At 64.7% G+C, this 13,774-nt stretch carries 5 protein-coding genes and 1 riboswitch; of the genes, 1 reads left to right on the forward strand and 4 read right to left on the reverse strand.

The genetic code is table 11. The features are described from left to right. Window positions 1-6 precede the first annotated feature (6 nt). On the reverse strand, window positions 7-7,635 hold the full coding sequence (locus AC1RQ5_RS13055; protein WP_493199444.1) for an SDR family NAD(P)-dependent oxidoreductase: 7,629 nt from the start codon (window positions 7,633-7,635) through the stop codon (window positions 7-9). A 184-nt stretch (window positions 7,636-7,819) separates the two neighbouring features. Between AC1RQ5_RS13055 and AC1RQ5_RS13060 the strand changes: the two genes are divergently transcribed. After that, on the forward strand, window positions 7,820-8,653 hold the full coding sequence (locus AC1RQ5_RS13060; RefSeq protein WP_493199446.1) for a fatty acid desaturase: 834 nt from the start codon (window positions 7,820-7,822) through the stop codon (window positions 8,651-8,653). Window positions 8,654-8,900: 247 nt separating this feature from the next. Here AC1RQ5_RS13060 and metE read toward each other — a convergent pair whose 3' ends face one another. From metE to prpC, 3 genes are all read right to left on the reverse strand, one after another. After that, the gene (metE, locus tag AC1RQ5_RS13065) at window positions 8,901-11,234 is read right to left on the reverse strand and encodes a 5-methyltetrahydropteroyltriglutamate--homocysteine S-methyltransferase (RefSeq protein WP_493199448.1); all 2,334 of its coding nucleotides are present in this window, start codon (window positions 11,232-11,234) and stop codon (window positions 8,901-8,903) included. Window positions 11,235-11,337: 103 nt separating this feature from the next. Further along, window positions 11,338-11,561: riboswitch (cobalamin riboswitch) on the reverse strand. Between the two features lie 92 nt (window positions 11,562-11,653). After that, window positions 11,654-12,571, reverse strand: a complete 918-nt coding sequence (prpB, locus tag AC1RQ5_RS13070; RefSeq protein ID WP_493199449.1) for a methylisocitrate lyase — start codon at window positions 12,569-12,571, stop codon at window positions 11,654-11,656. 10 nt (window positions 12,572-12,581) lie between these two features. Further along, complete coding sequence (gene prpC, locus AC1RQ5_RS13075; RefSeq protein WP_493199450.1) at window positions 12,582-13,763, reverse strand: bifunctional 2-methylcitrate synthase/citrate synthase; 1,182 nt, start codon at window positions 13,761-13,763, stop codon at window positions 12,582-12,584. Between the last annotated feature and the right edge of the window lie 11 nt (window positions 13,764-13,774).

Genomic DNA, 13,774 nt, shown 5'->3' on the forward strand with positions numbered 1-13,774 from the left:
TTCTCCTCACGCCGCCACGGCGTCTGGCGCCGCTGCCGCCGGTATGGCCTCTGCCGGCTCAGGGGTCGCCGGCGCGGAGGGCGTCAGTGCCTCCAGCAGGCGGCGGGCGAGGCCGGCGACCGTCAGTCCGTCATCCAGCAGAAGCCCCGGCGGCAGATCGATGCCCACATCGCTGCGGATTGCGGTTTCGAGTTCGACGGCCATCAGCGAGTCGATGCCGAGATCGGCGATCGGCAGTTCGAAATTGAGTTTGGAGGCAGCCGCACCGGATACGGTGGCGAGGCGCTCGCGCAGGAACGTGTCGAGCAGCGCCAGCCGGGCCTGCGGTGCCGTCTGGGCGAGACGGGTCCGGAACGTGTCCGCGGAGACGGAGGCAGCACTGGTGGTGACCTGCCGCATGGCGGCGAAATGCGGCGATTCCGCTACGGCGGGCATGGCGGCAAAGATCTTCGGCCAGTCGACCTTGGCCACCGTGAGCTGAGCGCGGCCGGATTGCAGCGCGGCCTGCAATGTGGCGATGGCCTCCGCCTGCGGGAACGGGATGACGCCGATCCGCGCCACATGGCGGCCGATTTCGTCGCGCTCGGCCACATAGCCGGCATCGGCGATGGCGCCCCAATTGATCGTGAGTGCGGGCAGGCCGAGGCCACGGCGATAATAAGCGAAGGCATCGAGGAAGCTGTTGGCCGCGACGTAATTGGCCTGGCCGGGATTGCCGACCAGCGATGTCACCGACGAGAACATCACGAAGAAATCCAGCGGCAGGGTGCGGGTCAGCCGATGCAGCGTCCAGGCGCCGCACATCTTCGGGCGAAGGGCTGCCTGCATGCGCGCGGCGCTCTGTTGCAGGATGATGCCGTCGTCGATCTGCATCGCCGCATGCACGACGCCGCGCAGCGGCGGCATGGTGCGCGCGATCTCGTCGAACAGCGCGGCCATCGCCGGCTCGTCGGCCACGTCGATGGCTGCGACGGTGACGCGGCAGCGCTTGCGCAGGGCTTCGATGGCCGCGATGGCTTGCGGTGACGGCCGGCCGCTGCGGCCGGTGAGGACGATCTGCTTCGCGCCCTGATCGGCCAGCCATGCGGCAAGGCCAAGACCGAAGCCGCCATAGCCGCCGGTGATGAGATAGGTGGCATCCGCAGCGATGGTGTCGTGCGCGCCGCGCAGCGGCGCGATGGCGCCGGGTGCCTGTAGATCGGAGATCACGATCTTGCCGATATGTCTGGCCTGCTGCATGTGGCGGAACGCATCGACGATGTCGGTGACGGGATAGACGCGCTTCGGCAACGGCTTCAGCGTGCCGCTTTCGAAATGCCGGATCACGTCGCGGAACATGGCGCCGATGAAAGCGGGCCGGGTCTGGAACGTGCGCGCGAGATCGACGGCAAAGAACGAGATGTTGCGGCGGAACGGACGCAGGCCGAGTTTGGTGTTCTGGTAGATGTCGCGCTTGCCGATCTCGATGAAGCGGCCGCCCTGGCGCAGCACCGACAGGCCCTTGCCGATGGCGTCGCCGGCCAGCGAGTTCAACACGATATCGACGCCTTCGCCCCGGGTCAGCGCCATGATCTCGTCGGCGAAATCGAGGCTGCGTGAATCCATGACGTGCCTGACGCCGAGTGAGGTCACATAAGCGCGCTTCTCCGGCGTGCCGGCGGTGGCATAGACCTCGGCGCCGGCCTGCTGCGCCAGCTGGATCGCCGCGAGGCCAACGCCGCCGGCCGCGGCCTGAATCAGCACGCGCTCCTTCGGCGCGAGATTGGCGAGCTGATGCAGCGCATAGGCGGCGGTGAGGAAAGTGATGGGGATTGTCGCGGCATCCTCGAAACTCATCCAGTCCGGCTTCGGCACCGCGAAGACGGCAGGCGTGGCGACGGTGGCTGCGAAACAGCCGGGCGCAATGCAGATGACCTCATCGCCGATCTTGTAGCTATCGACGCCGGCGCCGACCGCTTCGATCGTTCCCGCGCATTCGTCGCCAAGCCAGAGCGGATCGTCACTATCGGCGGGATAGATACCCAGCGCCTTCATGACATCGCGAAAATTCAGGCCGACGCTATGGACGCGAACGAGGATTTCACCGGCGGCCGGCATGGGCGCATCGATGGCCTGTGCTGTCAGGCTGTCGAGCGCGCCGGGACGCACGGCCTCGATGCGATAGGCCGGGCGTTCGCGCGTGACCGACGCGGCAGGATCGTTTTTGGGCTGCAGATCCTTCGCGGCAAGGCGGGCCAGCCGGCCGGCATAGCGCCAGCCGCCGCGGAACGCGGTTTCGTGCTCGCCGCGATCCGACAGCAATTCGCTGACCAGTTGCCTGGCGTCATCGGCGACGGGCGTGGCATCGAGATCGATGAGGCGGCACTGGATGTCGCGCATCTCGTTGGCGATGACACGGCCGATGCCCCAGAGCGGCGCATGCAGCGGTGCAACCGCGCTGTCCGGCGACACGATCTGCGTGCCGCGGGTGACGATGACGATTTGCGGCGCTTTCCATGTGGAGGTCTGCAGCGCCTGGATCATGGAAATGGCGCTCTCGCAGCCCAGTGCCTGCGCGGCTGCGAGGTCGGACGGGCTCGTATCCTCCGCAAGCATGGAGTCCAGCGTCCACATATGGACGATGCCCTTGCAGTGGGGATGCTGCTTGAGAGTTGACTCAATGAGATCAGTCCATCCCGCGGGATCGGTGGGATCGAGCTGGAATTCGCCATCGCCCGTGTGGAAGGTGGCGTCGCCTGGATAGACCAGAATTGAACTGTCGCCGGCCTGATCGAGCAGGGCGCTGAGCTCGAAGGCAGTGCCGGCCTTGTCGGCGAGGATGATCCAGCAACCGCGATCGATGGACGGCGCGATGGTGGGGTGGGGCGTGGTGAGATCGACCACCGTGTCCGCAGCCCGGCCGATGATGACATGATGCCCGGCGCAGTTGATATCATCGATATCGGCGAGCGCCGTGATGTCGCCGAAGCCGTGGCGTTGCAGCAGACTCTGCCAGCCGGATGCCGACAGCCAGGGATGATGTGGCCGCAGATCGCCATCCTCGAAACGCCACCAGCCCTTGAGCAGGCCGAAAATCAGCTCGCCCCAATGCGGCGTCTGCGTCAGTTCGATCATGACCAGCAGGCCGCCTGGGGCCAGCAGCTTCGCGATATGTGCGGTGGTCTGGTCGAGCGATGCGGTGGCGTGCAGCACGTCGGATGCGACGATGATATCGAAACCATGGGCCGCAAAGCCCTGGGCTTGCGGGTCGGTCTCGATGTCCAGCACCTCGGTGCGTATGAAACCGTGATGGGCGAAACGCGTGGCGGCGTCCACAATGAAGGCCTTCGAGACATCGGTGAAGACATATTCGACGCGGCCGGTCGGCAATGCATCGAGCAGATGCGCGGTGAGGCCACCGGTGCCGCCGCCGATTTCGAGGATGCGGATCGGCTGTGTTGCCGGGAGGGCGTCGATGGCGGCGCGGACTGCGGCGCGGGCGGTGCGGTTATAGACCGCGCAGCTCGGGGCCTCGTTGTAGAGGCGGGCCAGCAGCGTGTTGTCGCCTTGCGGAAACAGCACCTGCAAGGGATCGGAGCTGCCGCGCAACACGTCCGCGAGTTCGGGCCCGCAGCGGCCGAGCAGGTCGAGTTCGACTGCGTAATCGGGGAAACGTTCGCGCAGCTCGTGTTGCTGTTGCGCGCTGTGGGGGCGCTGCACGGCTTGCAGCACGATGGCATCGCCGTCGCGCATGGCAATGCCGTCCTCGACCAGCATATCGAGCAGCCGCGCGAACAGCCGCTGATGTTGCTCGGCGATCTCGGGCCTGGACAGGGCGATCCGTCCGCCGGCCTGCGGATGGAGGCCGAGCGCGGCCAGCGCTTCGATAATATAGGCCTGGGCGAGGCGCTCGAATTGCGGCGCGACGGTCGCATAGTACGTGGGGCGTTCGTGCTCTGCGCCGAGCCGGGCCGCCATCGCACGCAATGCGGCGGCGTCGGGGGCCGGCATCGCCACGGTGCCCGCGGGATGCGTCTCATGACCCGGCAGCGCGCGGGGATGCCAGCGGTCCTCGTAATACATGTCGTCGGCCGCATCCGTGCGCGCGCCCATCATGCGCTGGCAGCGGAAGCCTTTGATCGCGACCAGCGTGCTGCCGTCGTCGTCAAGCAGCGTGATATCGCCTTCGAGCTGGGTGGGGCTGCGGCCTGTGATGGACGCGAGCACGTGGAAGCGCGCGCCCGGTCGCTGCTTGATACGGAGACTGTCGATCCCGACCGGCACATAGAGGCCGGGTAGCTCGCGATTTTGCACGGCATTGGGCACTGCGCCGATCAGGACCTGGAAACTGGCATCGAGCAGAGCGGGGTGGATGTAATAATCGGCGAAGGAATCGTCCGCCGTGACGATCTCCTGCGGCGCCTCGATGCGGCCGAGGGCGTGGCCGTCGCAGATGACGAGGTCTTCGATGCCCTGATGGCAGGGGCCGTAATGCAGGCCCATGCTTTTGAGCAGGCGATAGATGTCCGGCTTCGCCAGATGGTTCGATGCGCCGGCGCGGATGGCAGCGAGATCGATCCGTGCGATCGGATGGCCATTGGCGCTGGGGCGCAAGGTGCCGCCGGCATGCCGTATCCATTCCCCGGTGCCGTGACCGGCGCCGCTATGCACTTCGAAATTGCCGGTGGCGGGATCGTAGACGAATTGCAGCCGGGGCAGCGCGCCATCGGGGAGATAGAGCGCGCGCTCGAACTGGATGTTCTCGCAGCTGACGTCGCGGCCGAACAGATCGCTGCCGGCGGCCAGCGCCATCTCGATATAGCCGGCGCCGGGAAACACCATGCTGCCATGCAGGCGATGATCGGCGAGGAAGGCCTGCCGGGTGGGATCGATAATCGATTGCCATGTGGGCAGCGCGGTCTGCAGCCGGCGCCCCAGCAGCGCATGCGGCGTGCGGCCGAGGCGGCTGCGATTGGCGATCTCGGATTCGGTCCAGTGCCGCTCACGCAGCCATGGCATGATCGGCAGCGCGACGCGGCGGGCATCGGGATAGAGGCGTGTCCAGTCGATGGCGACGTGATCGGCATGGAGCGCGCCGAGCGAGGCCAGCATGGTGATGCGATCGTCGTCGCCCTGGCGCAGCGAGGGCAGGATGGTGCCGCTGCGATTGTCCTGCGCGGCGAGGTTTTCGGAGATGGCGCGCGATAGAACCGGATTGGCGCCGAGCTCGATGAAGGCGCTGCAGCCGGTGGCGATGGCCTGTCCGATCGCAGTCTCGAATTCGACGGGATCGCGCACATTATGCCACCAGTAATGCGCATCGAAAGTGCCGTCTTCGACCGGCTCGCCGGTGGTGGTGGAGATCATGGGGATCTGCGGCGGCAGCGATGCGAGGCCATGCAGCGAGGCGAGCAACTCGTCGCGTAGCGCGTCCATGTAAGGGCTGTGATAGGGCACGGCAACGGTGAGGAAGCGGCAGAAGACGTGTTGCTGCTTCAGCTCCTCCTCGATGGCGGCGAGGCGCGTGGTGCTACCGGAGAGCGTCACTGCGCGGGGGCTGTTGATGGCGGCGATGGAGACGTCATCGATACCATCCAGCAAGTCGCGCGCGCGGGCGGCGGGCAGGCCGACGGCGAGCATGCGGCCCTGGCCGCTGGCGCGATGCTGCAGGCGGCTGCGGTGATAGATCACGCGCACGGCATCGTCGAGGGTGAGCGCGCCGGAAATATGCGCGGCCGCGACTTCGCCGGCGCTGTGGCCGATGATGACGTCAGGCGCGATGCCCCAGGACTGCCAGAGGCGTGCAAGGCCGACCTGCAAGGCAAAACCCGTCGCCTGCGCCACATCGGCGTCGGCCATGCGCGAGTCCTGTTCGGCGGCGCTGAACTGATCGCGCAGCGACCAGCCGGCCAGCGGTGTAAAGATCGCATCGCAATCGGCAATCGCGGCCGCGAAGACGGGCTCCTCGGCCAGCAGCTGCCGGCCCATGCCCCACCATTGCGTGCCCATGCCGGAGAAGACGAAGGCGATGCGGGATTGTTCGCGGGAGATCCGGGCGGCGGGTGTTGCGGTGGGGCGTGCGAGCACGGTGTCGAGCTGTTCGCGCAGATCGTCGTAGGATTGCGCGGCGATGGCGAGACGGAAATCGTGATGCTGGCGGAACAGCGCCGCGCCGGCGCAGAGATCGTGCAGGGACGCGTGGTTGCTCTCGATGAAGTCGCGCATGCTGCGTGCAGTGGCCTTCAGTCCGTCCGGGCTGCGGCCGGACAGCAGCAGCAATTGCGCGCGGGGATCGTCGGAGGTCTTTGGTGCCGGTCCGGGATCGACACCGCGCAGCAGCACATGGGCATTGGCGCCGCCGAAGCCGAATGAATTGACGCCGGCAAGGGGAGCGGCATCTGCCGGCCACGCTTCGTGCTGCTGCTGCACGCGCAGCTTCAGCTGCTCGAACGGGATCTTTGGATTGGCCTGCAGGAAATGCAGGTTCTGCGGGATCTCGCGATGCTGCAGCATCAGGGCGGTCTTGATCAGGCCGGCGATGCCGGAGGCGGATTCGAGATGGCCGATATTGGTCTTCACCGAACCGATGCGGCAGAATCCATTGTCATCGCGGCCTTGCGACAGCACCTTGCCGAGCGCGCCGGCCTCGATGGGGTCGCCGACCGGCGTGCCGGTGCCGTGCGCCTCCACATAAGTGACGTCCGATGGCGCGATGCCGGCCTGGCGATAGGCGCTTGTAAGCAGCGCCGATTGCGCGGCGGGGCTCGGCACCGTCATGCCATGGGAATGGCCGTCCTGATTGGCGGCGGTGCCGATGATGGTGGCGATCACGGTGTCGCCGTCGGCGAGCGCGCGCGACAGCGGCTTCAGCACCACGATGCCGGCGCCTTCGCTGCGCACATAGCCATTGGCGCGGCTATCGAACGCCTTGCAGCGGCCATCGGGCGACAGCATGGAGGCCTTGCTGAAGCCGATGCTGGTGACCGGCTCCAGGATCACATTGACGCCGCCGGCAAGCGCGACCGAGGCGTCGCCGCTCCAGATGCTGCGGCAGGCGAGATGTGTCGCCGTCAACGCCGAGGAGCAGGCGGTATCCACCGCGATGCTCGGGCCCTGGAAGTCGAAGATGTAAGAGAGGCGATTGGCGGCGATGCTGAGCGCGCTGCCGGTCATCAGATAATGATCGTAGTCATTGTTGTCGCGATCACCCATCTGGATGTCGCCATAGTCGTGGCTGGAAATGCCGACGAACACGCCGGTGTCGCTGCCGGCAAGCTTGTCGGCGGGCAGGCCGGCATGTTCGAGCGCTTCCCACGCGACTTCGAGCAGCAGCCGCTGCTGCGGATCCATCATCGCAGCCTCGCGCGGCGAGATGCCGAAGAACAGCGCATCGAATTTGTCGATGCCATCCACGAAGCCGCCCCAGCGCGTGTTCATCTTGCCGGGTTTGCGCGGATCGGGATCGTAATAGCTGCTGATATCCCAGCGATCTCCCGGCACGTCGCCGATCGCATCCACGCCATCGCGCAGCAAGGTCCAGAACGCGTCCGGGCCATCGACGCCGCCGGGAAACCGGCAGCCGATGCCGATGATGGCGATGGGCTCCGGCGGAGCCGAGGATGCGGCGTGAGGGGCGGTCGAAGCGGATGCAAGCACGTGAAGGCTCCCGTCGATGAGGGACCAAGAAGCGCGATGCCGATATGGATGCGCGGCAATGACCGCCGCGCGGACCCCGCTATGGTTTGGGATCGTTCTACGAGTATTAAGGGTGATTAACGTTTAATGCAACTAAAAAGTGTATTATATTTCGTCGCCACGGGATGATTGCGAGGAGACATCGATGGCGCGACCGGAGCTTCGGATCGATCGCAGGCTGATGGAGCTGCCGATGGCTTCCACCGCCAATCCGACGGTGTGGCTGTTCGCAATCGATCTCGTGGCCTATGCGGCGGTCTGCCTGTCGCTGTGGCACGAGCTCATACCGCGTGAACCGGCCGCGCTGCTGGCGCTGCTATGCCTGTATTGTTTCTACACAGTCAGCCATGAAGCCGTGCACGGCAATGCGCATCCCGATCGCCGCATCAATCTGTGGCTCGGCCGTATCGCGGCCGCCATCGAGGGGCTGTCGTTCCCGCTGTTTCGCATCATCCATCTGCAGCATCACGCTTTCACCAATGACAGCGAGCGCGATCCCGATTTCGTCATCGGCCGGCAGCCGCGCTGGCTGCTGCCGCTATGGGCCGTGGTGCGGCTGGTGCATGACAATCACTTCATGCTGCGCAGGAAATTATGGCAGGGAAAGCGCCGGCAACTGATCGAGCATCTCGTGACGGTGGCGCTGCAGGCCGCTGTCGTTGCGGGCTGCGTGGTCGCCGGACATTTGGAGTTTGCCCTCTTTGTCTGGCTCGGCCCGGTGGTGATCTCCGGCGTGCTGCTGGAGCTGACCGGCGCCTGGGCGGTGCATTATCCGCACACATCGACCCATCCGCTGGAAAGCACGCGGATGTTTCGAGGGCGGTTGCTGCAGGTTCTGATGCTGAACCAGAACTATCATCTGGTGCATCACCTGTGGCCGCGCATTCCGTGGTTTCGCTATGGCCAGGCGGCGGCCGCCGCAGAGCAGGCGGTGCAGGCGCATCGGCAGGCCGGTGACGATGAGGCCCGCTCGATGTGACGAGCGATGCGTTAGCTTTTGGGAATGTGACGCCTAGCCGGCAAACCAGGGCATTGCTTCGGCTGTCACGCCGACAACAAGCACGGCTCCGTAGATCACGGCGCAGATGAATTCGAATTGTCTAGCCATGTGGCGCTCCATTCGATGCACCCATCATGCCGATTTATGGTTATCGCGCGGTTAATTGCGGCGGGGCGCAACCAGAGGGATGACAGCGCATCAAGGGATGCGCTGTCATCGGAGTCGGTCAGGAGGCCGTTCGCAGCTCGCGGGCGGCGGCGACCATGTTGACGAGCGCGGGCTTCACCTCATCCCATTTGCGCGTCTTCAAGCCGCAATCCGGATTGATCCAGAGCTGCGCATCGGTGAGCCGCTGGCGTGCGAGCGCCAGAAGCTCGGTCATCTCGGCGATATCCGGCACGCGTGGCGAGTGGATGTCGTAGACGCCGGGTCCGATCTCATTGGGATATTTGTAGCTCTTGAAGGCGTCGAGCAACTCCATCTTGGAGCGCGACGTCTCGATGGAGATGACGTCGGCATCCATGGCGCCGATGGCGTCGATGATATCGTTGAACTCGGAATAGCACATATGGGTGTGGATCTGGGTCTTGTCGTCAACGCCTGATGCGGTGATGCGGAAGCTGCCCACGGCCCAATCGAGATAGGTTGTCCACTGCGACTTGCGCAGCGGCAGGCCCTCCCGCAAGGCGGCTTCGTCGATCTGGATCATCCTGGCGCCGGCCTCTTCGAGATCGATGACCTCGTCGCGGATGGCGAAGGCGATCTGCTGGCAGGCGACGCTGCGCGGGATATCGTCACGGACGAAGGACCAGTTCAGGATCGTGACGGGCCCGGTGAGCATCGCCTTCATCGGCTTTTTGGTCAGTGACTGCGAATAGCGCCACCAGCCCACGGTCATTTCCTTCGGACGCGAGACGTCGCCGAACAGGATCGGCGGGCGTACATAGCGCGAGCCATAGGACTGCACCCAGCCGAATTTGGTAAAGGTGAAGCCGGTGAGCTGCTCGCCAAAGTACTGCACCATGTCGTTGCGCTCGAACTCGCCGTGCACGAGCACGTCGAGACCGATCTCCTCCTGCCAGCGCACCGCCTCGGCCGTCTCTTCGCGGAGGAACTGCTCATACTTGTCGAGCGTGATGTCGCCACGGGTGAAGGACGCGCGGGCATTGCGCACGATGGCCGTTTGCGGGAACGAGCCGATGGTGGTGGTCGGGAAGCGGGGCAGGTCGAAGGCCTTGCGCTGGATATCCGCCCGGTTTGCGAAAGGCGATTTGCGGCTGTGGCTCTGGCCGGTCAGGCCCGCCATGCGCCTGGCGACGGCGTCATTGTGAATCTTCGGCGATGAATCGCGTGCGATCACGGCACTGTCGGAGGCGGCGAGCGCATCGCCGACGCTGGCGCGGCCCTGCGCCAGTGCTCTGCCGAGGGTCGAGAGCTCGCCCATCTTCTGCAGCGAGAAAGCGAGCCAGCTTTTCACATCGGGATCGAGATCGGTTTCGAGCGCGAGATCGATGGGCACATGCAACAGCGAGCAGGATGTTGCGATCTGTACACGCTCCGCGCCGAGCTGCTTCACCACGGGCGTGATGTGATCGAGCGTGCCGGACAGATCCGTGCGCCAGACATTGCGTCCATCGACGACGCCGAGCGACAGCACCTGATCCGGCCGTATGCGCGATGCCACCTGTACGAGCTGATCGGTGCCGCGCTTGAGGTCGATATGAAGGCCGGCCACGGGGAGGGCCAGTGCGGTGTCGAGATTGTCGCCGATCTCGCCGAAATAGGTGGCGAGCATGATCTTCAAGCCCGGCACATTGGCGCAGATGCCTGCATAAGCGTGCTTCAGCGCATCGCGGGTGGGACTGTCGAGATCGAGCACGAGACAGGGCTCGTCGATCTGCACCCAGTCGGCACCGCGTTTCGCCAGCTCACGCAGCAGCTCGACATAGACGGGCAGGAGCCTGTCGAGCAGCGAGAGCGGATTGAAGCCTGCATCGTGGCTCTTGCCGAGCTTCAGGAAGGTGACGGGGCCGACCAGCACGGGGCGCGTGTGATGGCCGAGCGCCTTGGCTTCCTCGAACTCCTCGATCGGCTTGCGCGAGGACAAGGCGAATGTCTGATCGCTGGAGAATTCCGGCACCATGTAGTGATAGTTGGTGTCGAACCACTTCGTCATTTCCTGCGCGACAACGCCGTGGCCGTGATGGGCATGACCACAGCTTGCATCATGCGCATCGCCCTGGGCGCCGCGCGCCATGGCGAAATAGGTGGCGAGCGATACGCTGCCAGATGTCCAGCCATAGGCCCTGGGAATGGCACCGACCATCACACTGGTGTCGAGCACCTGATCATAGAGTGAAAAGTCGTTGGACGGGATGATCGTCACGCCGAGTGATTTCTGTCGCGCCCAATTGGCGGCGCGCAGATCGGCTGCAGTCTTCAGCAGCTCTTGTTCGGTGGATTTCCCGGCCCAGAAACTTTCGAGGGCGAATTTCAATTCGCGCCGCGGACCGATCCGCGGCGTACCGAGCGTTGCAACAGGAAGTGAAGAGATCGACATAGCTTTAACCCCATGATTGGGGGCAAAGGGAAGGCGGACGCGGGCATGATCTGCCGCACATGCGGCAGGCTGCTTAGCGCACCACCGGGACACCCCGCCCGTGGACGTACAGTTTGTCGAGGCAGGTCTCCTGGCTCGCGGGTCGTGGCTGACGTCCGGCCTTCCCGAAGCTTTTGGCTTCAGTGACACTGATGGACGCTCGCTCACCGCTTACAGTTGCGGGGGCAGCGCCGGCCTTGCGACGAACTCATGACGTTCGTCGCGCACCGGCTTCCCTCTTAGCTCCGGATCGAACATGACCCGGAGACCTCGACGCAGAGACTTAAGTAGGCCGGGATCGGTTCGTCAATCCGTGGGCTGCCGTGTGGGCAGGTCGCGCATTGCATGTGCCAATCCCGACAGTGGGCAGAGGCCCGTCGTTATCGCGGCATGGCTTCCGGAACGATGGTCTGGATGATCGACGAATCCAGGGCTTCGTAATCATGCAGGCCGATGGTGTCGTAAAGCTCGGCGCGAGTCTGCATGCGATCGACCATGTTGTGGGTGCCGCCATCACGCGCGATGGCGGCATAGAGATCGGCCTGCGCCTTGTTGGCGACACGCAATGACGAGACCGGCCAGATCACCATCGCATAGCCCATCGCTTCGAATTCCGATGCGGTGAAAAACGGCGTCTTGCCGAACTCCGTCATATTGGCGAGCAGGGGCACGCCGGGCATCCGCTCCGCGAAGGCACGAAACATCTCGGCGGTGTTGAGCGCCTCCGGGAAGATCGCATCGGCGCCCGCGTCCATATAGAGCTTTGCGCGTGCCACCGCGCCGTCGAGGCCTTCGCTGGCGGCGGCATCGGTGCGCGCGATGATCACGAGATCGCGACGCGCTTTGGCGGCGGCCGCGACCTTCGCGGCCATGTCGCGAGCATCGGCGATCTTCTTGTCGTTGAGATGACCGCATTTCTTCGGGAGGATCTGGTCTTCGAGATGCAGCGCGCCAGCACCGGCATCCTCGAAGGTGCGAACAGCATGCATCACATTCAGCGCTTCGCCATAACCGGTATCGGCATCGACCAGCAGCGGCAGTTGTGCCGCGCGGACGATTTGGCGGATGAAGAAAGACACCTCATCGACGGTGATGATCCCGAGATCTGGCAGGCCCATGGAGGCCGTCATCGCTGCGCCGGACAGATAAAGACCTTGAAAGCCAAAGGATTTGGCCTGCAGGGCCGCCATGCCGTTGTGCGCGCCCGGGAGTTGGAGAATGCCGGGTGCTTTCAGCAATTGGCGAAAGCGACGGCCGGCGGTTTCAGTGGGCAGATCCGAGGCGACGAGATAGGGCATTCCATTGTCCTCAAGCTGCGCGTGGCGCGGGCGTGATGCCGCGTTGATCGATCGGCACGAAGGCCAGGTTCTCCGGGCCGACATAATTCGCAGAGGGCCGGATGATCTTGTTGTCAACGCGTTGCTCGATGATGTGGGCAGCCCAGCCGGAGGTGCGGGCGATCACAAAAAGCGGCGTGAACATCGCCGTAGGCACGCCGAGCATGTGATAGGACACGGCGCTGAACCAATCGAGATTGGCGAACATCTTCTTGGAATCCGCCATGGCCGCTTCGATGCGGTCGGCGATCTCGAACATTTTGAGCGATCCAGCGTCCTGCGAGAGACGGCGCGCGACGTCCTTGATCACCTTGTTGCGGGGATCGGCGATCGTATAGACGGGATGTCCAAAGCCGATCACGACTTCCTTATTGGCGACACGACGGCGGATGTCGGCCTCGGCCTCATCGGCATTGACGTAGCGCTTCTGGATTTCGAATGCGACTTCGTTGGCGCCGCCATGCTTGGGCCCGCGCAGCGCGCCAATGGCGCCGGTGACGGCCGAATAGATATCGGCGCCGGTGCCGGCGATGGAGCGCGCGGTGAAGGTCGAGGCATTGAACTCATGCTCGGCATAGAGAATGAGCGAGGTGTGCATCGCGCGCACCTCTGCCGGTTTCGGCGCCTTGCCATGCAAGAGATGCAAGAAGTGGCCGCCGATGGTGTCGTCATCGGTTTCCAACTCGATGCGACGGCCGTTCTGCGAGAAGTGATGCCAGTATAAGAGCATCGAGCCGAGCGAGGCCATCAGCCGGTCGGCGATGTCGCGCGCGCCGGGATGGTTGTGGTCGGACGCTTCCGGCAGCACGCAGCCGAGCGTGGAGACGCCCGATCGCATGACATCCATCGGATGGGCAGCGGCTGGCAGGGTTTCCAGTGCGGTGCGCACGGCGCTTGGCAGGCCGCGCAGGCTTTTCAGTTTTGTCTTGTAGGCGGCGAGCTCGGCCGGCGTCGGCAGCGTGCCGTGGACGAGAAGATAGGCGATCTCCTCGAATTCGCAGCTCTCGGCGACATCGAGGATGTCATAGCCGCGATAATGCAGATCATTGCCGGTGCGGCCCACCGTGCACAGCGCGGTGTTGCCGGCGACGATGCCGGAGAGGGCCACGGATTTCTTCGGAGCCGGGCGGGCCTGCAAAACCTCGTCAACCATGGAAGTCTCCT

The organism is Tardiphaga sp. GW821-FHT12E02, assembly GCF_058807155.1.